General features: G+C 70.8%; 19 protein-coding genes and 1 tRNA gene. 11 read left to right on the forward strand and 9 right to left on the reverse strand.

What is annotated here, in order from left to right; translation table 11 throughout:
• Positions 1-134 precede the first annotated feature (134 nt).
• Both FF041_RS05200 and FF041_RS05205 read right to left on the reverse strand, forming a co-directional pair.
• Positions 135-1,532 (reverse strand): GntT/GntP/DsdX family permease, encoded by a 1,398-nt coding sequence (locus FF041_RS05200; RefSeq protein WP_323391261.1) that lies wholly within the window; start codon positions 1,530-1,532, stop codon positions 135-137.
• Between the two features lie 71 nt (positions 1,533-1,603).
• Positions 1,604-2,143: a gluconokinase gene (locus tag FF041_RS05205; RefSeq protein ID WP_153521226.1), complete on the reverse strand. Its 540-nt coding sequence runs from the start codon at positions 2,141-2,143 to the stop codon at positions 1,604-1,606.
• Positions 2,144-2,296: 153 nt separating this feature from the next.
• Between FF041_RS05205 and FF041_RS05210 the strand changes: the two genes are divergently transcribed.
• Complete coding sequence (locus FF041_RS05210) at positions 2,297-3,025, forward strand: FadR/GntR family transcriptional regulator (RefSeq protein WP_153521227.1); 729 nt, start codon at positions 2,297-2,299, stop codon at positions 3,023-3,025.
• Between the two features lie 357 nt (positions 3,026-3,382).
• Positions 3,383-4,843 (forward strand): amino acid permease, encoded by a 1,461-nt coding sequence (locus FF041_RS05215; protein ID WP_153521228.1) that lies wholly within the window; start codon positions 3,383-3,385, stop codon positions 4,841-4,843.
• A gap of 130 nt (positions 4,844-4,973) precedes the next feature.
• Here the strand turns inward: FF041_RS05215 and phsA are convergent, their stop codons facing one another.
• A complete protein-coding gene (gene phsA / locus FF041_RS05220; RefSeq protein ID WP_153521229.1) occupies positions 4,974-6,908 on the reverse strand; it encodes an O-aminophenol oxidase PhsA in 1,935 nt (644 codons plus the stop codon).
• A gap of 251 nt (positions 6,909-7,159) precedes the next feature.
• On the opposite strand from phsA, the gene FF041_RS05225 reads away from it, so the two are divergent.
• Both FF041_RS05225 and FF041_RS05230 read left to right on the forward strand, forming a co-directional pair.
• Positions 7,160-8,245: an S-(hydroxymethyl)mycothiol dehydrogenase gene (locus FF041_RS05225; protein WP_153521230.1), complete on the forward strand. Its 1,086-nt coding sequence runs from the start codon at positions 7,160-7,162 to the stop codon at positions 8,243-8,245.
• Positions 8,245-8,874, forward strand: coding sequence for an MBL fold metallo-hydrolase (locus FF041_RS05230; RefSeq protein ID WP_153521231.1), 630 nt, complete (start codon positions 8,245-8,247; stop codon positions 8,872-8,874). Before FF041_RS05225 ends, FF041_RS05230 begins: the two co-directional genes overlap by 1 nt.
• On the opposite strand, the gene FF041_RS05235 is transcribed toward FF041_RS05230, so the two are convergent.
• Complete coding sequence (locus FF041_RS05235) at positions 8,859-9,788, reverse strand: pseudouridine synthase (RefSeq protein WP_323391263.1); 930 nt, start codon at positions 9,786-9,788, stop codon at positions 8,859-8,861. The genes FF041_RS05230 and FF041_RS05235 overlap by 16 nt on opposite strands.
• Positions 9,789-10,078: 290 nt before the next feature.
• On the opposite strand from FF041_RS05235, the gene FF041_RS05240 reads away from it, so the two are divergent.
• Positions 10,079-10,582, forward strand: coding sequence for a GNAT family N-acetyltransferase (locus tag FF041_RS05240; protein ID WP_153521233.1), 504 nt, complete (start codon positions 10,079-10,081; stop codon positions 10,580-10,582).
• Between the two features lie 450 nt (positions 10,583-11,032).
• Here the strand turns inward: FF041_RS05240 and FF041_RS05245 are convergent.
• Positions 11,033-11,120, reverse strand: a tRNA-Leu gene (locus tag FF041_RS05245).
• 199 nt (positions 11,121-11,319) lie between these two features.
• Here FF041_RS05245 and FF041_RS05250 point away from each other — a divergent pair.
• The 3 genes from FF041_RS05250 to FF041_RS40270 all read left to right on the forward strand — a co-directional run bounded on the left by FF041_RS05250 (position 11,320) and on the right by FF041_RS40270 (position 14,005).
• On the forward strand, positions 11,320-12,645 hold the full coding sequence (locus tag FF041_RS05250; RefSeq protein ID WP_323391265.1) for a M20/M25/M40 family metallo-hydrolase: 1,326 nt from the start codon (positions 11,320-11,322) through the stop codon (positions 12,643-12,645).
• Between the two features lie 178 nt (positions 12,646-12,823).
• Positions 12,824-13,057 (forward strand): chaplin ChpH, encoded by a 234-nt coding sequence (gene chpH, locus FF041_RS05255; protein WP_153483727.1) that lies wholly within the window; start codon positions 12,824-12,826, stop codon positions 13,055-13,057.
• A gap of 141 nt (positions 13,058-13,198) precedes the next feature.
• Complete coding sequence (locus FF041_RS40270) at positions 13,199-14,005, forward strand: chaplin (protein ID WP_153521234.1); 807 nt, start codon at positions 13,199-13,201, stop codon at positions 14,003-14,005.
• A gap of 220 nt (positions 14,006-14,225) precedes the next feature.
• On the opposite strand, the gene FF041_RS05265 is transcribed toward FF041_RS40270, so the two are convergent.
• Positions 14,226-14,414, reverse strand: a complete 189-nt coding sequence (locus tag FF041_RS05265) for a DUF5703 family protein (protein WP_153483725.1) — start codon at positions 14,412-14,414, stop codon at positions 14,226-14,228.
• A gap of 47 nt (positions 14,415-14,461) precedes the next feature.
• Between FF041_RS05265 and FF041_RS05270 the strand changes: the two genes are divergently transcribed.
• Entirely contained in the window at positions 14,462-15,247 is a 786-nt protein-coding gene (locus tag FF041_RS05270) for a hypothetical protein (protein ID WP_153521235.1), read from the forward strand.
• Positions 15,248-15,367: 120 nt separating this feature from the next.
• On the opposite strand, the gene FF041_RS05275 is transcribed toward FF041_RS05270, so the two are convergent.
• Both FF041_RS05275 and FF041_RS05280 read right to left on the reverse strand, forming a co-directional pair.
• On the reverse strand, positions 15,368-17,911 hold the full coding sequence (locus tag FF041_RS05275) for an ATP-dependent RecD-like DNA helicase (RefSeq protein ID WP_323391267.1): 2,544 nt from the start codon (positions 17,909-17,911) through the stop codon (positions 15,368-15,370).
• Positions 17,908-18,891: an aldo/keto reductase gene (locus FF041_RS05280; RefSeq protein WP_153483722.1), complete on the reverse strand. Its 984-nt coding sequence runs from the start codon at positions 18,889-18,891 to the stop codon at positions 17,908-17,910. The genes FF041_RS05275 and FF041_RS05280 overlap by 4 nt, the downstream gene beginning before the upstream one ends.
• Before the next feature lie 144 nt (positions 18,892-19,035).
• On the opposite strand from FF041_RS05280, the gene FF041_RS05285 reads away from it, so the two are divergent.
• Together FF041_RS05285 and FF041_RS05290 are read left to right on the forward strand one after the other, a co-directional pair.
• Complete coding sequence (locus FF041_RS05285) at positions 19,036-20,085, forward strand: LLM class F420-dependent oxidoreductase (protein WP_153521237.1); 1,050 nt, start codon at positions 19,036-19,038, stop codon at positions 20,083-20,085.
• 155 nt (positions 20,086-20,240) lie between these two features.
• On the forward strand, positions 20,241-21,026 hold the full coding sequence (locus tag FF041_RS05290; RefSeq protein ID WP_153521238.1) for a ferritin-like domain-containing protein: 786 nt from the start codon (positions 20,241-20,243) through the stop codon (positions 21,024-21,026).
• Between the two features lie 85 nt (positions 21,027-21,111).
• On the opposite strand, the gene FF041_RS05295 is transcribed toward FF041_RS05290, so the two are convergent.
• Entirely contained in the window at positions 21,112-22,203 is a 1,092-nt protein-coding gene (locus FF041_RS05295) for a magnesium and cobalt transport protein CorA (protein ID WP_323391276.1), read from the reverse strand.
• Between the last annotated feature and the right edge of the window lie 26 nt (positions 22,204-22,229).

Below are 22,229 nucleotides of genomic sequence, written 5' to 3' on the forward strand. Positions count from 1 at the left end.
CCGACTCAGCAGCCCAGCCCCCGCCCCCGGCCCAGCGGGGATACGACGGCGCCGGACAGGCTCCCCGAGCCCGTCCGGCGCCGTCGTGTGCCGAGCCGTTGTCCGCCGGAGCTGAGCCCCGGCTACAGCACCGGCTACAGCACCAGCGACAGCAGCAGCACGAAGACGATGCCGACGACCGAGATGATCGTCTCCATCACCGACCAGGTCTTGATCGTCTGGCCGACGCTCATCCCGAAGTACTCCTTCACCAGCCAGAAACCGGCGTCGTTGACATGGCTGAAGAAGAGCGAGCCACAGCCGATCGCCAGCACCAGCAGCGCCGACTCGGTCGAGGTCATACCGGTCGCCAGCGGCGCGACCAGACCGGCGGCGGAGATCGTCGCCACCGTCGCCGAGCCGGTCGCCAGCCGGATGGCCACCGCGATCAGCCAGGCCAGCAGCAGCGTCGGGATCGACCAGTTCTCGGAGAAGTCCAGGATCATCTGGCCCACGCCCACGTCGATCAGCGTCTGCTTGAAGCCGCCGCCCGCGCCGACGATCATCAGCACGCCCGCGATCGGGGCGAGCGACTTCTCCACCGTGGACGAGAGCCGGTCCTTGGTGAAACCAGCGGCGCGGCCCAGCGTGAACAGACCCACCAGCACCGCCGCGAGCAGCGCGATCAGCGGGGAGCCGATGACGTCGGTGACCTTCTGCACCGGGTTCTCGGGGTCGTCGACGACGATCTCGACCAGCGCGTTCGACAGCATCAGAACGACGGGCAGCATCACCGTGAAGACGGTGGCCCCGAAGCCGGGACGGCGGTCCAGCTCCTCGGACGGGCGTGCCGGGATCATCTTCTCCGGGGCCGGGATGTCCACCCAGCGGGCCGCGTACTTCGCGAAGATGGGACCGGCGATGATCACGGTGGGGATGGAGACCAGCACACCGAGCGCGAGCGTCACACCGAGGTTGGCGTTCAGCGCGTCGATCGCCACCAGCGGGCCGGGGTGCGGCGGGATCAGACCGTGCATCACCGAGAGACCGGCCAGCGCGGGTATGCCGATCCGCATCAGGGAGTAGTTGCCGCGCTTGGCGACCATCAGCACCACCGGGATCAGCAGCACGATGCCGACCTCGAAGAACAGCGGCAGACCGATCACCGAGGCGATCAGCACCATCGCCCAGGGCATGGTGCGCCCGTTCGCCTTGGCCAGGATCGTGTCCACGATCTGGTCGCCGCCGCCGGAGTCGGCGAGCAGCTTGCCCAGGATCGCGCCCAGCGCGATCAGCACGCCGACGCCGGCGACCGTGGAGCCGAGGCCCTTGGAGAACGACTCGATGGCCTTGCCGAGCGGGGCTCCCGCGAACGCGCCGAGGGCCAGCGACCCGATGGTCAGCGCCAGAAAGGCATGCAGCTTGAACTTGGTGATGAGCAGGACGATGACGGCGATGCCCGCGAGGACGGCGATGCCGAGCTGGGCGTTGCCGGCCGAGGTGATCGGCGCTGTGGCGTCCGCTGCCAGCATCTCGACGCTGAGACTGGTCACGGTGGTTCCTTAGTGAACAGAGTGAACTGGGGGAAAGGGGGGATTTTGCGGTACGGGGGAGGGCTCCGGTGCTACCCGTCGCTCCGGGGGACGGCCCCGGCGCTGCCGTCGAGCGCGCGCAGCGCGGCGGCGGCCCGTGCGGTGATGTCCTCGGGAGCGCCCGAGACATCGACGGCGACGCCCGCCTCGTCCTGCTCAAGCGGCTGGAGCGCGGCGAACTGGGAGTCCAGCAGCGCGGTGGGCATGAAGTGGCCCTTGCGCTCGGACATCCGCCGCTCGATCAGCTCACGCGCGCCGGTCAGATGGAGGAAGACCGCGTCCGGGGCGGCGGCTCGCAGCCGGTCCCGGTAGGACCGCTTGAGCGCGGAGCTGGACACCACGCCGCCGAGGCCCGCCCGGCCATGCGCCCACCGGCCGATCTCGTCGAGCCAGGGCCACCGGTCGCCGTCGTCCAGCGGGGTGCCGGCCGACATCTTGGCGATGTTCGCCGGGGGATGGAAGTCGTCGCCCTCGGCGTAGGGAACGCCCAGGGCGTCGGCGAGCAGGGGACCGATCGTGGTCTTGCCGGTCCCTGCCACGCCCATCACCACAACGACGTGAGGGGTGCTCATACATGCCTCGCTGTTTCCGTCACACCGGTGCCGACCACGGTGTCGACATCGGTCCGTCGCGATACTGAAACCTATTAGGTACGACTTATTCAAGAGGTTGAGACCTAAACGTCATACTTTTTATTGCGGAACCCCGCCCCGTACCCTTGATCCATGACGACAGCGGGCCAGGGCCTCCCCTCGCAGGGCCTCCACTCACAGGTGCTCGACACCCTCGGCCTCGCGATCACCGCGGGGGACTACCCCCGGGGGAGCGTGCTGCGCACCGACGAGATCGCCCAGCGCTTCGACGTCTCGCGCACGGTCGTACGCGAGGTGGTCCGCGTCCTGGAGTCGATGCACCTGGTCGAGTCCCGCCGCCGGGTCGGGGTGACCGTCCGCGCCATCGAGGAGTGGAACGTCTACGACCCGCGGGTCATCCGCTGGCGGCTGGCCGGCTCCGACCGCCCCCGCCAGCTGCGCTCGCTGACCGTGCTGCGCTCGGCGGTCGAGCCGGTCGCGGCGGGCCTGGCCGCCCGTAACGCCACCCCGGAGCAGTGCGCCGAGCTCACCGAGTGCGCCCTCGGGATGGTCGCCACCTCGCGCGGACAGCGGCTGGGAGAGTATCTCCAGCACGACATCGCCTTCCACCGGGTGATCCTCAACGCGTCGGGCAATGAGATGTTCGCCCGGCTCGGCGATGTGGTCGCCGAGATCCTGACCGGCCGCACCCGCCACCAGGTGATGTTCGACGACCCCGACCCGGCGGCGGTGACGCTGCACGTCCAGGTCGCCGAGGCGGTGCGCGAGGGTGATGCGGTCAGGGCCGAGGAGGTCACGCGCGAGATCGCCGTCGGCGCGCTCGCCGAACTGGATGTGCTCGCGCCGGACCCGGCCCGCTGAGAGCGCCCGCCCCGGCTCGCTGGGCCCCTCTGCCCCAGCCGGGCCCAGCGCTCCCTGCCCCGCCCCGCGGAGCCTCCTGCCCCTCGCAGGGCCTCGGGCCCACCCCGCCCGCGCCCTCGCGCGCCCGCACCCCCGCCCTCGCGAGCCCCCTGCGCACCGACCTGCGCACCGACGCGAATGCAAAGATTCCCGGTCCGTCATGATTTACTGCGGCATTGGTTTAACGGCTCGCAACCTCAGAAGCACCTCAGATCTCTTTCTTCGTGACGTGGGCCACTGCCACAATCCCAGGGCTTGTCTGAAGATGTGCTGTTGCACAGCCCCTCCACGCTCCCCTCACGAAGGCGAACACCCTCCATGAGTGACCGCACGACCGCGCCCGAGGCGCCGACCGCCGGGCCGGCGGTGACGAACTCCCCCCACGTGGACGCCGGTGACGCCGGGTACAGCAAAGACCTCAAGTCGCGCCATATCAACATGATCGCGATCGGCGGGGCGATCGGCACCGGGCTCTTCCTCGGCGCCGGCGGCCGGCTGGCGGACGCGGGCCCCTCCCTGGCCATCGCCTACGCCGTCTGCGGCGTCTTCGCCTTCTTCGTCGTCCGCGCCCTCGGCGAGCTGGTCCTCTACCGCCCCTCCTCCGGCGCGTTCGTCTCGTACGCCCGTGAGTTCATGGGCGAGAAGGGCGCGTACACGGCCGGCTGGCTCTACTTCCTGAACTGGTCCACCACCTGTGTCGCCGACATCACCGCCGCCGCGACCTACGCGCACTTCTGGTCGATGTTCAGCGACATCCCGCAGTGGATCCTCGCGCTGATAGCCCTCGCCGTCGTGCTCACGGCCAACCTCATCTCGGTGAAGTACTTCGGCGAGATGGAGTTCTGGTTCGCGATCATCAAGGTCGCCGCGCTGGTCAGCTTTATGCTCATCGGCATCTTCCTGCTGGTCACCCAGCAGGAGGTCGGCGGGCACACCCCCGGCTTCGCCACCATCTCCGCCAATGACGGCATCTTCCCGCTGGGCATGCTGCCGATGCTGCTGGTGATCCAGGGCGTCGTCTTCGCCTACGCCTCCGTCGAGCTCTGCGGCGTCGCCGCGGGCGAGACCGAGAACCCCGCGAAGGTCATGCCCGGGGCGATCAACTCGATCATGTGGCGGGTCGGCATCTTCTACGTCGGCTCGGTCGTGCTGCTCGCGCTGCTCCTGCCGTACACCGCGTACTCCGGGGACGAGAGCCCCTTCGTCACCGTCATGGACAAGCTGGGCATCCCGGCGGCGGCCGGTGTGATGAACCTGGTCGTGCTGACCGCCGCGCTCTCCAGCCTCAACGCCGGTCTCTACTCCACCGCCCGCATCCTGCGCTCGATGGCGCTGGCGGGCTCCGCGCCCAAGTTCACCGGCCGGATGAACAAGGGACAGGTGCCGTACGGCGGCGTCCTGCTCACCGCGGCCTTCGGTGTGGCGGGCGTCGCGCTGAACTACGTCATGCCCGGCCAGGCATTCGAGATCGTGCTCAACTTCGCCTCGATCGGAATCCTCGGCACCTGGGGCATGATCATGCTCTGCTCGCTGCTGTTCTGGCGCCGCTCCCAGGAGGGCCGGCTCACCCGGCCGTCCTACCGGCTGCCCTGGGCTCCGTACACCCAGATCGTCACCCTGGTCTTCCTGGTCAGCGTGGTCGGCCTGATGTGGGCGGGCGGCGGTGTGGGGCGTACGACGGTGATGTTCCTGCCGCTGATCGCCGCAGCCCTGGTCGGCGGCTGGTTCGTCGTACGGGGCCGGGTCAACGCCATCGCCGCCGAGCGCGCGGACGGCTGACCCGCTGCCCCCATGGCATCCGGTACGGACGGGCCCCGGCGGAGCGAATCCGCCGGGGCCCGTCCGCGTACCCGGGGCCCGTCCGCGCACCCGGGGTCCGGCCGGCGCACCCGGCCGGCTCACCGGGCTGTCAGCTCGGCTGCCCGCCGTGTCCTCCATGGCCGCCGCCATGCCCGCCGCCATGCCCGCCGCCATGCCCGCCGTGCCCGCCGCCGTGGTCGAACTTCAACGCCTCCGGGGGCATCACCACGAACGGCCGCATCATCCCCATGTCCTCGTGCTCCAGCAGATGGCAGTGGTACATGAACCGTCCGTACGCCCCGTCGAAGTGCCCCATCACCTTCACCAGCTCCGCCGCGGTGACCCGGAACACGTCCTTCCAGCCCTGCTCGTTCGGCGGCACCGGAATCTTCCGGTCCGGGTCGAAGGCCACCGGGCTGCGGGTCCCGCCGAGCGCCGGATCGAAGCCCGTGACGGTGTACGCCTCCCGTGCCAGCACCTGGAAGTCGGCCAGATGGATATGCATCGGATGCACCGGGAAGCCCAGATTGAGGAAGGACCACTGCTCGTAGGACCCCTCGCCGATGGTGATGCCGAGCCCGTCGTTGAAGGTGCGCGAGATCCGCCGGTAGGTGCGCAGCTTTCCGTCCGGCCCCTGGACCTGGATCACCCCCTCCGCCGGAACCTGGACCTCGACGTCCTTCAGCTCGGCCATCTCCCAGATCTCGGGGTGACCGCCGCCGCCCACCGTCGCCGGAGGCGTGAGCACGATCAGCCGGTGGCCGTGGGGGACGAGATCGTGGTCGAAGCGCCGGAAGGAGCCGGAGAGCACCTCGGGCAGCGTGAAGCCGTCCGGCTCCCGGTTCCGGCCCACCCGGAACTCCATCACCTGCGGACAGGGGACGCTGTCCGCGGGATCGGGCACCCCCGCCCGCTGATTGCGGCCCTTGTTGACCAGCCGCACCTTCCGCCCGGCCAGCCTGCGGAAGTCGATCAGCAGATCGAAGCGCTCGGCGGGCGCGACGATCAGCGGCACGCCGCCCGGGAAGTCCACCGGCACGGGGCGCGGCAGCAGCCCTCCATCGCTGCCGATCTGGTGCATCGCCCCGGGGACCGGGTTGTTCTCCTCGTCGACCAGCACCAGGTTGTAGATCCGCGCGTTGGAAGCGTTCACCAGCCGGAAGCGGTACCACGCCGGATCGGTGTCCAGATACGGCCAGATCACGCCGTTCACCGTGGAGTACGGGCCGACGAACGGCAGCGTCACCGATTTCCCGGTCTCCGGGTGGCTGGGCACCAGCACCGATGTCTTGTGCAGCAGCCGCCCGTTGAGCCGTCCGTCGTCGTCGGTGTCCAGATTGCGGTCGGCGAGAATCAGCGGCAGCTCCCGATCCCCGCTGGGCAGCCCGAGCGCGTCCTCCTCGTCGTCCCTGATCAGATAGGTGCCGACCAGCCCCGCGTAGACATTCCAGCGGGTGATGTTCATGGCGTGGTCGTGGTACCACCACTGGGTGGCCTGATGGTCGTTCTGGTACTCGGCGAGCTGGGCGTCGCCGAAGCCGACCGCGTTGTCCGCCCAGCCGTCGTTGCCGCCGCCGGTCTGCGCGCCGTGCAGATGCGTCACCGACCAGGCGGGCAGCGCCGCCACATCCTTGTTCGGCTTCACCCCCTCACGCCCCGGCCGGTTGTGCGGCAGCGTCCGCCCGGGCGGGGTGGGCCCCACCTCCACGGCGGTCACCGGGTACTCGCTGCCCCGGGGGATCCGGTTGGTCCAGGCGATCCGGACGCGCTGCCCGCGCCGGACCTCGATGGTCGGCCCGGGGACCGTTCCGTTGTAGCCCCACATCAGGGTCGGCGGCAGCTGGGAGTGCATCCGCACCCAGGCGGGCCGCAGGGCGATCTCGATCTCCTTGCGGACATCGGGCTCGTCCGGCCTGAGCACCTCGGGCACCGGCAGCGGATCGGCGAACGGGGTCAGCTCGCCCCCGCCGCCCGCAGCCGCCACTTCGCTGAGCTCCCCGGCGATGTCCTCGATGAGCCCGGCATTCTCGATGATCTCGGTCATACGATCCCCCGTACTTCCGTGTTCCGTCGTGTTCCGTGGTCCGTGCTGGATGTTCCGTGTTCGGAGGCGCTCCACCGACCAGATGGTGGCGAACCTCCTGAACACGCCTTTACCGTCTCGCACCCGCTAAGACCGATCCATGATGGGAAAGCGTTGCTCGTATCAGTCAGACTGGCCGGAAGTACCCCCGTATGGCTCAGTGTGTAACGTGCGTACCGGTCAGTTCGGCGCGCGAAGAAGGGAAGGTACATATGTCGCAGCAGGTGCAAGGCGTGATCGCACCGGGGAAGAACGAGCCGGTACGGGTGGAGACGATCGTCATCCCCGACCCCGGCCCCGGAGAGGCCGTGGTGAAGGTGCAGGCCTGCGGGGTCTGCCATACCGATCTGCACTACAAGCAGGGCGGGATCAACGACGACTTCCCCTTCCTCCTCGGCCATGAGGCGGCGGGCGTCGTCGAGTCGGTCGGCCCCGACGTCACCGATGTGGCCCCCGGCGACTTCGTCATCCTCAACTGGCGTGCCGTCTGCGGACGCTGCCGCTCCTGTCTGCGCGGCCGCCCCTGGTACTGCTTCGACACCCACAACGCGCGCCAGAAGATGACCCTGACCGACGGCACCGAGCTCTCCCCGGCCCTCGGCATCGGCGCCTTCGCCGAGAAGACGCTGGTCGCGGCCGGTCAGTGCACCAAGGTCGACCCGGCGGTCGCCCCCTCCGTCGCGGGCCTCCTCGGCTGCGGGGTCATGGCGGGCATCGGCGCCGCCATCAACACCGGCGAAGTCGGCCGGGGCGACACCGTCGCCGTCATCGGCTGCGGCGGAGTCGGCGACGCCGCCATCGTCGGCGCGAGGCTCGCGGGCGCGGCCCGGATCATCGCCGTCGACATCGACGACCGCAAGCTTCAGACGGCGAAGACGATGGGCGCGACCCACACCGTCAACTCCCGCGCCACCGACCCCGTCGAGGCGATCCGCGAACTCACCGGAGGCTTCGGCGCGGACGTCGTCATCGAGGCGGTCGGCCGCCCCGAGACCTATCAGCAGGCGTTCTACGCCCGCGACCTCGCGGGCACCGTCGTGCTCGTCGGCGTACCGACGCCGGAGATGAAGCTGGAACTCCCGCTGCTCGACGTGTTCGGCCGCGGCGGCTCGCTGAAGTCCTCCTGGTACGGCGACTGCCTGCCGTCCCGGGACTTCCCCATGCTGATCGACCTCCACCAGCAGGGCCGTATCGACCTCGGCGCGTTCGTCACCGAGACCATCGGACTCGGCGACGTCGAGAAGGCGTTCGCCCGGATGCACGAGGGCGACGTCCTCCGCTCGGTGGTGCAGCTCTGATGACCGCCCGTATCGACCGGCTCGTCACGGCCGGAGTCTTCTCCCTCGACGGCGGCAGCTGGGACGTCGAGAACAATGTGTGGATCGTCGGCGACGACACCGAGGCCATCGTCATCGACGCGGCGCACGACGCCTCCGCGATCGAGACCGCGCTCGGCGGACGAACCCTCCGCGCGATCGTCTGCACCCACGCCCACAACGACCACATCGACGCGGCCCCGGCCCTCGCCGACGCCACCAGCGCGCCGATCCTGCTCCACCCCGACGATCTGCCGCTGTGGAAGCAGACCCACCCCGACCGGGCCCCGGACGGCGAACTCTCCGACGGCCGGACCCTCACCGTCGGCGGAGTCGAACTGACCGTGCTGCACACCCCGGGCCACGCCCCGGGCGCGGTCTGTCTGTACGCCCCCGAGCTCGCCACGGTCTTCACCGGGGACACCCTCTTCCAGGGCGGCCCCGGGGCCACCGGCCGGTCCTTCTCGCACTTCCCCACGATCATCGACTCGATCCGCGACCGGCTGCTGTCCCTGCCGCCGGAGACGGTGGTACGCACCGGACACGGCGACGGGACCACGATCGGCGAGGAGGCCCCCCGGCTGGCGGAGTGGATTCAGCGGGGCCACTGAGCCAGCCGCAGCCCGCTCTCGAAGCGCCGCAGCTCGCCGGTCAGCGGATCGGTGAACTCCAGCGCCTTCGCCAGCAGCTGCAACGGACGGGAGTAGTCATCGGGCTGCTCCTCCCGGACGACCGGATACAGCGGATCGTCCAGGATCGGCAGCCCGAGCCCGTTCATATGGACCCGCAGCTGATGCGTACGCCCGGTGGCGGGCAGCAGCCGGTACCGGCCCAGCCCGCCCCGGTGCTCGATCAGCTCGATCCGGCTCTCGCTGTTCGGCTCGCCCGCCTCCTCATAGGCCGCGAGCACCCCGCGCTCCTTGACGATCCTGCTGCGCACCGTGCGGGGGAGCGCCACCGCGGGGTCGTACGGGGCGACCGCCTCGTACTCCTTGCGCACCAGCCGGTCGCGGAACAGGGTCTGATACGCCCCCCGGTCCCCGGGCCGCACCACGAACAGCACCAGCCCCGCGGTGAGCCGGTCCAGCCGGTGCGCGGGCTGGAGCCCCGGCATCCCCAGCTCACGGCGGAGCCGGGCCGCCGCCGTCTCGGTGATATGCCGCCCGCGCGGCATGGTGGCCAGGAAATGCGGCTTGTCCACGACCAGCAGCCGCTCATCCCGGTACACGACCCCGATCCCGAACGGAACCGGCTCCTCGGCGGCGAAGTCCCGGTGGAACCAGAGATACCGCCCCGCCTCATACGGCTCCCCGGCGTCCACCGCCCCCCGCACCGAGACGATCCGCCCCTCCCGGAACAGCGCCCCGACCCGCTCGGCCCCGATCGCCGCCCCGTACCGCGCGACCAGATGGTCGTACACCGTCGCCCACACCCCCTCCGGATCCTCGGGAAGCCGCACCCGCACGGGGTCGACGCCATCGCGCTGGGGGAGGGGGGAAGGGGGTGTCCTGTGCCGTCGTCTCACTGACACGACCCTATGCCGCATCCGGCCGCCCCACGGCCGGCTCAGGGCGCGCGCCGGAGAAGCCGGGGTCCAGCACCCCGGGGCCTAGTCCGCGCACATTTGCCTCTCGCTCAGGCCAGGCAAGGCGATTGGGAACTAGCCGGCGTGACAGGCCGACAGGCGTATGTGACGCTCCCTTCGGCGTCGGGGTCAGGGCGCACGATCCGCACTTTGGCTGCCACACGCAAGGTGCTCGTAGCCTCAGGTTCGAACGGTTCCGAAATTGTCGAATGGATTGAGGAGTCTGCCGAATGGATCTGAAGCGCTACACGCACGCAGACGCACGGGACGTGCGCTCTCTCCTTCTGGACATCCATGACGAGGCATATGCCGACACCCCGGACGAATTCCACTCGCGTGAGCGCTTCTCCTACTTCGTCGACCGCTGGTCTTCACGAGAAGACTGGCTATGTATTTCAGGCTGGGAGCAGGGCGGCCCGGTTGGCTGTGCGTACGGCTCCATGTTCAAGCCGGGTGGCTGGTGGAAGGGGCACCCACGCCCCCGGGAACTTAGGGGTTCCGTCTTTGCGCTGTCGGAACTCATGGTCGTTTCAAAATGGCGCGGCACTAAACGTGCACAGAAAATTCACGACGCGCTGCTCAAAGAAGTCACGGCCGACATGGTTTCGCTCACGGTAGAAACAGAACGCCCTAGAGTCCAGGCTATGTATGAGCGTTGGAATTATGCCAAGGTGGGTGAGGCGATGCCTTCTGACGACTCCCCGTTGTACGCAGTCATGGTCCGGAAGCTGTAAACAGGTACCGGCACGGGTTCCGGTGCCTGTGCGTGATCGGAAGTGTCACTGCGGAGCGGGACGGATTCAAGCTCCACCGGGGCGAAGCGGGCGGACCCCAGGACCCGGAGAGAGTCTCGGCCCGATGGCGCACCCTCCGAACCCGGCTGCACCTGCCGGACGACCTCCGGATTCACGACTGGCGGCGCAGCAAGGCCACGAACGATCTGGAGGCCGGGGAGAACCCCGTGGAGGTCTCCGCCGACGTCCGGCACCACTCACCCGGCTACACCATGGCCCGGTACGGCCACTCACGTAAGGACGGAGCGCGCCGACCGGCCGCCTCCGGCGCGGGCCGACTCGGCCTGTCGTCCCTGGTCCGACCAGGAAACTCTCTGGGCTGTTGGTCACGTGGCTGGTCACGCCGCACCCCAGAAAAGCAGAAAACCCCAGGTCAACTGGGGTCTTAGCTGGTGTCCGAGGGGGGACTTGAACCCCCACGCCCGATAAAGGGCACTAGCACCTCAAGCTAGCGCGTCTGCCATTCCGCCACCCGGACAAGGTGTCTGCCGCTCGGCCTGGGCCCTTGCGACGTGGAAAACAATAGCAAACATTCGAGGGTGCGGATCACGCCCCCCGGTCGGGCGGCGGGATCGGGGCCCGACCAAGGGGGGCGCGGGGTCGTCGGCCTTGGGGTCCGGGGGGTCTCGCGGGAGGATGGGGCGGGACCACCAGCAGCGACAGTGGGAGGAATCAGCGTGAGCGAGTCGAATACGGCCCGTACCGTCTCGGGCGAGGACGAGGTCGTCGACCTCTGCCGTGAGCTGATCCGGATCGACACCAGCAACTACGGGGACCACTCCGGCCCGGGGGAGCGCGCCGCCGCCGAGTATGTGGCGGAGAAGCTCGCGGAGGTGGGACTCGAACCGAAGATCTTCGAGTCCCACAAGGGCCGCGCCTCCACCGTCGCCCGGATCGAGGGGGAGGACCCCAGCAGGCCCGCGCTGCTCATCCACGGCCACACCGACGTCGTACCGGCCAACGCCCACGACTGGACCCACCACCCCTTCTCCGGCGAGATCGCCGACGGATGCGTCTGGGGCCGTGGCGCGGTCGACATGAAGGACATGGACGCGATGACGCTCGCCGTCGTACGGGACAGGCTGCGCACCGGCCGCAAGCCCCCGCGCGACATCGTGCTCGCCTTCCTCGCCGACGAGGAGGCCGGCGGCGCCTATGGGGCCCGGTATCTCGTCGACAAGCACCCCGACCTCTTCGAGGGGGTCACGGAGGCCATCGGCGAGGTGGGCGGCTTCTCCTTCACGGTCAACGAGAATCTGCGGCTCTATCTGGTCGAGACGGCGCAGAAGGGCATGCACTGGATGCGGCTGACCGTGGACGGCACCGCCGGGCACGGATCGATGACCAACGACGACAACGCCATCACCGAGCTCTGCGAGGCGGTCGGCCGGCTCGGCCGGCATAAGTGGCCGGTGCGGGTGACCAAGACCGTACGGTCCTTCCTGGACGAGCTCTCCGACGCCCTCGGCACCCCGCTCGACCCCGAGGACATGGACGCGACCCTCGCCAAGCTCGGCGGGATCGCCAAGATGATCGGCGCGACCCTGCGCAATTCGGCCGCCCCCACCATGCTCGGCGCGGGATACAAGGTCAATGTCATCCCCGGCCAGGCCACCGCCCATGTCGACGGGCGCTTTCTGCCGGGGTACGAGGACGAGTTCCTCGCCGATCTCGACCGGCTGCTCGGCCCCCGGGTCCGCCGCGAGGACGTGCACGGCGACAAGGCGCTGGAGACCAGCTTCGACGGCGATCTGGTGGACGCGATGCAGACCGCCCTGCGGGCCGAGGACCCCATCGCCCGGGCGGTACCGTACATGCTCTCCGGCGGCACCGACGCCAAGTCCTTCGACGACCTCGGCATCCGCTGCTTCGGCTTCGCGCCGCTGAAGCTGCCGCCGGAGCTGGATTTCGCGGGCATGTTCCACGGGGTGGACGAGCGGGTCCCGGTGGACGGTCTGAAGTTCGGGGCACGTGTGCTTGACCGGTTCATCGACGCCTGCTGAACCGGATCGGGTGAGGCCCGGCGGCCGTCCTCCGAAAGGACACTCCAATAATCGTCAGCATGTACGTGCTTGACTGAAAAGAGTGAAAGGAACACCGGGCTCGTAGCCCTCGCGCTTCCCTCCTCGTTACAGGTGTTGCGGTCCGCGGCTGGGGCCGCTTTGCCAACAAGGAGGAATAATGATCAAGAAGGTCGTCGCCGCCGCGGCTGCCACCGGTGGTCTGGTGCTCGCTGGTGCGGGCGTGGCCATGGCCGACGCCGGCGCCCAGGGCGCCGCCGTGGGCTCTCCCGGTGTGCTCTCCGGCAACGTCATCCAGGTGCCCGTCCACGTGCCGGTCAACGTGTGCGGCAACACCATCGACGTGATCGCGCTGCTGAACCCCGCCTTCGGCAACACCTGCGTCAACTCTTGATGTGGTGAATCCACCCATCGGGGTTTGGATTTGAACTCAGGCGGTCCCGCGAGTGCGTGCCACGCGCTCCGGGACCGCCCGGTTTTCCGCTCCCGGGCACGACGCCCGGAGGCATTCCTGAAGAAGGCAGGGAAGTTACCTATGCGACAGGTCACTCGCAAGGGCCTGATCACGATGGCGGCTGCGGGCGGAGCGCTCGCTCTCGGCGGCGGCTACGCCCACGCCGGCGCGGAGGCCCTCGGAGGCGCTTCGAACTCGCCGGGCGTCGCGTCCGGCAACTCCGTCCAGGTGCCCGTCAGCGTGCCCGTCAACGCCTGCGGCAACAGCGTCAACCTCGTCGGACTGCTCAACCCGGCGTTCGGCAACAACTGCGCCAACGTCTCCGGCAGCGCCACACCGGTGAATCCGGGCGGCTCCCAGCCGGGCGGACCCTCCGGCGGCGACCAGGTCGGCGTCGCGCAGACCGGCGGCGGCGCCCAGGCGGTCAGTACGGCCGGCAACTCACCCGGCGTCGCGTCCGGGAACAACGCCCAGGTGCCCGTCGACGTGCCCGTCAACGCCTGCGGCAACAGCGTCGACGTCGTCGCACTGCTCAACCCGGTGTTCGGCAACGACTGCGTCAACGCCTCGGGCCCCGGCAACCCGGTCGAGCCGGTCAACCCCGGCAACCCGGTCGAGCCCAGCAACCCCGGCAACCCCGGTGAGCCGAGCACCCCCGGAAAGCCCGGCGACCCCGGGCCCGGTACCCCCGTCGAGAAGCCGAAGCCGCCGGTCTCCACCACCCCGGCCAAGCCGAACACCCCCGTGGCGCACACCGCCGAACAGCCCAAGCCGGGGGTGCAGCTCGCCCAGACGGGCGCCGAGTCACTCGGCCTGATCATTCCGGTGGGCGCCGGCATGGTCCTGGCGGGAGCGGTGCTCTACCGCCGCGCTCGCGTCCGCGCCTGACCGGGGAGAACCCCCGGCACGCATCGGAGCGGGTCTCGCTCGGGAGCGTCGTCAAAGCAGCGTCGTCCGCCCGCAGAGCCTCATGGGGCACTCCCCCTGGGCTTCACCCGGGGGGACCCCCACCCGTGCCCGCAAGGCTACGGGGGAGAGAGTGCAGTGCCAGGGCACGGCAGACGGACGGGACTTTGACGACACGACCTACGACGGGGCCCGCTCCTGGTCACCAGGTGGCGCGCACCTGGCGAATGATCCGCCGGCGCAGCCGCACTCTTCGGCTGCCGTCCCGGTGCAGGCTCAGTCGGTCCAACTCCCAGTATCCGTACTCGGCGTGGTCGGTCAGCAAGCGGGTCGCGTCCTTGCGGGAGACCCCGCGCGGTACGTACACATCGACAAATTCGTATTCCGGCATCGCATCTATTGTGCGGGCACCGGCCTGGTACGGATAGCGTCTGCACTATGTCTGATGCTGCGCCGCCCACCGCTGTCGAGGTACGTGCCGCCGCCGAGGCGGTCAAAGCCGCACTGGACCGCCACCTCGCGGCGGTCGAGAACCGCACGGGAGAGGACGACCCGGCTGTCTACGACGCGTTCAACGCCCTGGCCGTCGCGGCGGAGGCGTACGACGAACGCCTCTACGACCGCTACGACGAGGTCACTCCCTTCGAGATCCCCGGCGCGGACGAATCCCTTCCGCCGTACAACGGCCCCGAGGAACCGGGCGCCCTCAGCGTGCTGATCCGCCGCGATTACGCGGTGGTGGAGCCGGGACGGCTGCTCGCGCAGGCGCGGCGCGTCGCCGACCTCGACCCCGACGACGAGAACCCGGAGCGGTCCCGGGCCGCGGGCACCAGTGTGCACGCGGCGCTCGGTCTGGTCTTCGGCGAGTACGAAGCCGATGAGATCGCCTCACGCCACAAGGAATTCGGCTTGGAGGAGGGCGACTCCACGCTCTGGGTCTCGGCCCTCGACGAGCTGGCCGAACCGGGCGAGTGGCTCAACGCGCCCTTCGACCAGGCGGACCCGGAGCACATCGTGATCCGTTTCGATGTGAGCTCCGTCTTCGATGAGGACGAGGACGAGCTCGACGAAACGGACGCGGAGCTGGACGGCCCTGGTGGAGCGGGCGGGGAGCCGGACGACCTCGATGAGCCGGACGAGGAACCCGACGAGCTCGACGAACCCGACGATGAATCGGACGATGAACCCGACGAATCCGACGACCCCGATGAAACGGAACGCTGACGGGCGACGGCCCGCCGCCCGTACGCACCATGACCGAGGCCCTGCCCCCGGACCGGCTACCCGGCCCGGAGGACAGGGCCTCGCTCTGTCCCTCCGGGCCGGGTAGCCCAGGGCGGTCGGTCACCCCACGGGGGCGAGCAGCCCTTCGAGAAGCGACCGCAGCCGCGTCGTACGCTCCTGCGCCGGGATCTCCGCCACGGCCCGCGGCAGCGCCTGATCCACTCCGTGCACCACGGACAGATGGCGCTCACCCCGGCCGAACGCGGTGTACACCCAGGGCCGGCTCAGCCCCGGCGCGGCATCCCCCGGCAGCACCACGACCGCGGCGGGCCAGCGCATCCCCGACGCCTGGTGCGCCGTCAGCGCCCAGCCGTGCCGCAGCGCCGAGCCGACCCGCTCCTTCGGCACGGTCACCCGCGTCCCCTCGCAGTCGAGGTGCAGCCCTTCGGCGTCCGCCGAGACCACCGTGCCCGGCAGCGTACGGCCGGGGGCCGTCGTACAGGCGATCCGGTCGCCCGGGTCGAAGCCGCCGAACCGGCCGGGGCCCGGGTTCAGCCGCTGCTTCAGCGCCGCGTTCAGCGCGCGGGTGCCCGCCGCGCCGCCATGGCCCACCGTGATCACCTGGGTCTGCTCGGTGGGCACCCCGATCGCCCGGGGCACCGAATCGGCGACGAGCTGCACCGTACGGTGAACGGCCTCGGCCGCGTCCCGCACAGGGACGATCACGACCTCCTTGCCGGGGGCCGCCACCCGGCCGAGCTCCCCGACCCCGACGCCCGACACCAGCTCCCCGATCGGACCGGGGTCCGGTGTGCGCGAGACGATCTGCGGACAGACCCGCGCCGCCAGCAGATCCCCGAACACCCGGCCCGCGCCCGCGGGCCCCAGCTGCCCGGGATCACCGCTCAGCACCAGCCGGCCACCGTCCGGCAACGACTCCACCAGCGCCGTCGCACTCTCCACATCGAGCAGCTGGGCGTCCAGCACCACCAGCAGATCCAGCGCCAGCGCGCCGTCCGCGTCCCGGCCGGGACCCTGGCCGCCGCTCAGCAGCCCGGCCACGGTGACCGCCGCCGGGCCGAGCGCCCCACGGGCCCGCTCACTGTGGACCGCGACCACCGCGCGCAGACCGAGCGACCCGGCCGCCCCGGCCAGGGCGACCGGCTCGGCACGCGCCGCCTCCCCGCCCGTATGCGTCGCCAGAGCGCTCTCCGCGACCGCGCGCACCAGCTCGGCCGGCCCGGCCGCCCCCTCCCAGCGGGCGTCCGCCCCGGATCTCGCGAGCCGGGCCAGCCCGTCCGCGAGGCTCTCCTCGGCGAGGGCGTACCGGTCGAGCCCCAGCAGCAGCGGAGCCTGCGGCTGCTCCTCCTCGGCCTCCCCGGTCGCCCCGGCCTGTCCGGTCTCCCCGGAGACCTCTGGAGCGGGCTCCAGGGACTCTCCGGCCCCGTCCTCGAACGCCAGGACGACTCCGTCGTCGATCGCCCGCTGGAGCGCGTCATCGGGGTCGGGAACCGACCGCCCGGCCAGCGCCTCCCGCACGGCGGAGGCCGCCAGCGCGGTATGGCCCCGCGAGGCCGCCCGCTCCAGCTCCCAGACGACCAGGGCCGCCGTCCGCCGCTCGTCGCCCGGCCCGCACCCGCCGCCGAGCAGCGCACGGGCGAATCCGTCGGCCTGCTCCGGCCCGACCCCGGGGACGGACAGCAGCTGCCAGGGGTCCTCGCGCAGGATTCCGGCGGCCCCCTCCCCGAGCACTTCGGCGACCCGTGGCGCGAGGGACTCGGGAGCGCCCCCCGCGCCGAGCGTCTCCCGCACCGCCGCGAGGGTCTCCGGAGCGCTCGCCGGGGCCGGGACGGCGGGATGCTCCAGCGCCGTCCGCGGCCCGGTCTCCCCGGGCCGCGCCGTCCCGGCGGGCACGGCCGGGTGCGGGGCGGGCTCCGGCCGCGGGCGGGAAGCCCGCTGGGCCGGTGCGGGGGAGTCGAAGAAGGCCGTACCCGGCCGCTCACCGCTCTCCACCGCCCGCACCGCCGCGAGCAGATCGGCCGCCCGGCCGTCCAGCTTGGCCCCGCTGGCGATGGGTCCGTCCCGCTCGGCCTTCCGCTGCTCGATCCGCTGCCGCAGCTCCCGCTGCGCGGCGAGCTCGGCCGCCGCCTCGGACGGCCCGCTCGCGTCATTCCCGGCGTCGGTGGCGCCACCGGCGTCCGTGTCCGTGTCCGTGGCAGCGTCGGTGTCCGCAGAGCCGTCGGTTTCCGTGTCGGGGTCGGCGTCGGTGTCCGCAGAGCCGTCGGTTTCCGTGTCGGGGTCGGCGTCGGTGTCCGCTGCGCCCGAGTCCACCACGGCGGATGCCTCCGCTCCACCGCTGCTCTCCGGGCTCGGCTCCCCCGAGCCCTCGCCACCGGACGACTCCGACGCGGCCACGGGCACGGCGTCATCGCCCGGAACACCCGGAACACCCGGAACACCCGGGACCGTGCCGCCGGACGCCTCCGCATCGGCGGGGTCCTGGACTCCCAGGGACGCCTCGGCCTCCCCGGGCCCGGCCTCCGCCGCCGGGCCCCCGTCAGGGGGCGGCGGCGCGTCGGGAGCCCCGGTGGCCTCGGTGGCCTCGGGGTCACGGTCGGCGGTGGCCGGGGGTTCGGGGTTCGGCCCCCGGGAAGGCGCGGTCACAGCGTGCTCCAGTCCTGGTCGGGATAGCGGTGCACGGGCGCCGACACATCGTCCAACGCCTGGCAGATCTCGTCAGGAAGCGTAAGCGCCTCCACTGACAGCGCCGCCGCCAGCTGCCGCGCGTTGCGCGCGCCGACGATCGGGGCGACCACTCCGGGCCGGTCCCGCACCCATGCCAGCGCCACCTGGAGCGCGGTCGTCGCCAGCCCGTCCGCCGCCGTGAGCACCGCTTCCACCACGCTGTCCGCCGTCTCGTCGAGATACGGCTCGACAAACGGTCCGAGCAGCTCGGAGGCCCCCCGGGAATCGGACGGGGTGCCATGCCGGTACTTGCCCGTCAGCACCCCCCGCCCCAGCGGGGACGACGGCAGCAGCCCCACGCCCAGATCCAGCGCCGCGGGCAGCACCTCCCGCTCGACACCCCGCTGAAGCAGGGAGTACTCCATCTGTGTGCTCGCCAGCCGGGCGCGCGCCCCCGGCGCCGCCAGCTGCCAGGTCGCCGCCTTGGCCAGCTGCCAGCCGCAGAAATTCGACACTCCCGCGTACCGCGCCCGGCCGCTGCTCACCGCGATGTCGAGCGCCTGGAGCGTCTCGTCCAGCGGGGTGCGCGGGTCGAAGGCATGGATCTGCCACAGGTCCACATAGTCCGTCCCCAGCCGCGCCAGCGAGTCGTCCAGCGCCGCCAGCAGATGCCCGCGCGAGCCGTCGAACCGCCGGTCCGGGTCCGGCACACTGCCCGCCTTGGTCGCTATGACCAGCTCGCGCCGGGGCACCAGCCGCTCCACCAGCTGCCCGAGCAGAAACTCCGCGTCCCCGCCCCCGTACACATCGGCGGTGTCGACCAGGGTCCCGCCCGCCTCCCAGAACGCTTTGAGCTGATCCGCCGCGTCATGCTCGTCGGTGTCCCGGCCCCAGGTCAGGGTGCCGAGCCCGATACGGGACACGCGCAGGCCGGTGCGGCCGAGATGCCTCTGCTCCATGCGCCCTGACATTACTGGCCGAGGCCCCGGCCGAAGAGAGCCTGTGGACAACCCCGGCTGCCGCCAGGACCCCTGACGGATCGCGGCACCACGCGCTAGAGTCCCCGGAACACAGACGTTACTGATCAGTAAGAGGGAGCGGTTATGCGGCTCGGCATCAACCTCGGCTACTGGGGCGCGGGTATGGACGGCGACAATCTCGCGGTCGCCCAGGAGGCCGACCGGCTCGGCTATGACGTCTGCTGGGCGGCGGAGGCGTACGGCTCCGACGCCCCCACCGTCCTCACCTGGGTCGCCGCCCAGACCGAACGGATCGACGTCGGCTCCGCGATCATGCAGATCCCGGCCCGTCAGCCCGCCATGACCGCGATGACCGCCGCCACCCTCGACTCCCTCTCCGGCGGCCGCTTCCGGCTCGGCCTCGGCGTCTCGGGGCCCCAGGTCTCCGAAGGCTGGTACGGGGTGCGGTTCGACAAGCCGCTCGCCCGCACCCGGGAGTACGTCGAGATCATCCGCAAGGCGATGACCCGCGAGCGTCTCACCCACGAGGGCGAGCACTGGACCCTTCCGCTCCCCGAGGGGCCGGGCAAGCCCATCAAGCTCACCGTCCACCCCCAGCGCGAGCACATCCCGCTCTACATCGCCGCCATCGGCCCCCGGAACCTGGAGCAGACCGGTGAGATCGCCGACGGCGCGCTGCTGATCTTCCCCTCGGCCGAGCATCTGGAGGAGACCGCGATCAGGCATCTGCGCGCGGGCCGGGAGCGGGCCGGAAAGACCATGGACGGCTTCGACGTCTGTCCCACCGTGCCCCTGGCGGTCGGCGACGACGTCACCGCCCTGGCCGATATGTTCCGCCCGTACACCGCCCTCTACGTCGGCGGCATGGGCAGCCGGAAGCAGAACTTCTACAACCAGCTCGCCCAGCGCATGGGCTATGAGAAGGAAGCCGCCGAGATCCAGGAGAAGTACCTCTCCGGCGACAAGGACGGCGCCGCCGCGGCCGTACCGCACCGGCTGATCGACTCCACCGCCCTCCTCGGCCCGGTGGAGCGCATCGCGGACGGGATGCGGGCCTACGCCGAGGCCGGTGTCACCACCCTCACCCTCGCCCCCGCCGGATTCACCCTCGACGAGCGGATCGCGGCCCTGCGGACGGGCACCGAGGCCCTGGAGCGCGCCGGACTGGCGTAACCCCCCTGGAGTCCGGCACCCCCGGAATCCCCCCGGCCCCCGGAATCCCCCCGGCCCCCGGAATCCGCCGAATGGCGGAGCCCGGGGGCCCAGCTGTTGCCGCGCCGCCCCGCCGAGCCGACGCTTTTGTGGGGTGCCTTCAGGAGGTGGCAGTGATGCTCTCGGGCCGAGGTCTTTTCCAGGAAATCATCGACGACGACGACGCTTTCCGGCTCTTCTGCTCCATAGCCGCCAGCGGCGAGGCCCAAGGCGGCTGGGAGAACGGCCGGATCGCCGCGCTGGTGCCCGAGAGCATGCGCGCGCTCGCGCCGAGGATCGCACGGCACGGCGCCGACGAGGACAAACACGGCAGGATCTTCAACGCCCTGCTCAGAAAGCGCGGTCTCGAACCCGTCCCCGTACCGCCCGAGTCCGACTACACCATGCTGCTGGAGGCCCGGGGCATCGGTCTCGCCCACGAGAAGCTCCGCCGCGACGAGCCCCTCACCGAGGAGGACATCGTCGTCTACCTCTCCCACAGCAGGGTCACCGAACAGCGGGCCGCCGACCAGATGGACATGCTGGTCAAATACTTCGGCGACCATCCCGAACTCGGCAAGGCCATCAGGATGATCTGCAACGACGAGTCGAACCATCTCGCGTACTGCCATGAGGAGCTGCTGGGCCTCGTCGCCGACGGGCACGGGCGCACCATCCACCGCGTACTGCGCGAGAGCGCCCTCACCGAGATCAGGGTCCACCGCGACGTCAGTCTCTCGGTGATGTCGCGCATGGGACGGCTGCTGCGCTGGCCCCGGGCCAAGTCCGCCGCTCTCGCCTCGGGCATCCACGGAATGTACGCGTACGAGCGGTTCGGCGGCTGGCACCGGATGATCGGCCTGACCATGCCCGAGCGGCGCGGGGCCCTCGACGGCCCGCCCGTGCCCGCCCCCGCGCTCTGACGGCCCCGCCCCGCCCCGCCGCCACGGCACGGCCGCCCCCGTGCTCCTACGGCCCCGCCCAGCTGCTGCTCCAGCCCCCCCGCCGCTACAGCCACCCCCGGCGCTTGAACAGCCGGAACAGGCCCCACACCGCGCCCGCCATCAGCATCAGCACCGCGGGATATCCGCCCACCCACCGCAGCTCCGGCATATGCTCGAAGTTCATGCCGTAGATCCCCGCCACCATCGTCGGCACCGCCGCCATCGCCGCCCAGGCCGAGATCTTCCGCATATCGTCGTTCTGCCGTACGCCCTGCTGGGCCAGATGAGCGGCGAGGATGTCCGACAGCAGCCGGTCGAGCGCCTCCACCTGCTCGTTCGCCCGTGTCAGATGGTCGCTCACATCGCGGAAGAACAGCTGGGAACGCTTGTGGACGAAGGGCACCCCGGCGCTCGCCAGCCGGGTCATGGGCGCCGTCAGCGGCCCGCTGGCCCGCCGGAACTCCAGCACCTGCCGCTTGAAGACATAGATCCGCTCGGCGGTCGGAGGCCGCGCCCCGGACCCGGACCCGGCGCCTGATCCGGACCCGGACCCGGTGCCTGATCCGGACCCCGACCCCGACCCCGACCCCGACCCGGTCCCGGACCCCGCCCCCGACCCGCCGGGGGCGAACACATCCGCCTCCATCTCCTCCAGGTCCACCTGGAGCTCCTCCGCCACCTCGATGTAGTGGTCCACCACCGCGTCGCTGACCGCGTACAGCACCGCGGTGGGCCCATGCCTCAGCACATCGGGCTCCGACTCCAGCCGTCTGCGCACCTCGGTCAGCGGCGAGCACTCGCCGTGCCGGACCGTCACCACGAAGGAGTCGCCGATGAAGAGCATCAGCTCCCCGGTGGTGACCGTGTCGCTCTCCTGCTCGTACGCCACCGGTTTGAGCACCAAGAAGAGCGAGTCGTCGTACACCTCCAGCTTGGGCCGCTGATGGGCCCGCAGCGCGTCCTCCACCGCCAGCGGGTGCAGCCCGAACTCCGTGGTGACGAGCTCGAACTCGTCCGCTGTCGGCTCGTACATGCCGATCCACAGAAAGGCGTCGCCGCGCGCCCGGGCCAGATCCAGCGCGTCCGAGAAGTCGGCGGGCCCCTCGACACGGCGCCCCGAGCGGTAGATGGCGCAGTCCACGATCACAGCGCGAATTCTTCCGCGCGTGCCACCCCGGCGCA

Origin of the sequence: Streptomyces jumonjinensis, assembly GCF_009600885.1 — a bacterium.
GTDB lineage: Bacteria > Actinomycetota > Actinomycetes > Streptomycetales > Streptomycetaceae > Streptomyces > Streptomyces jumonjinensis.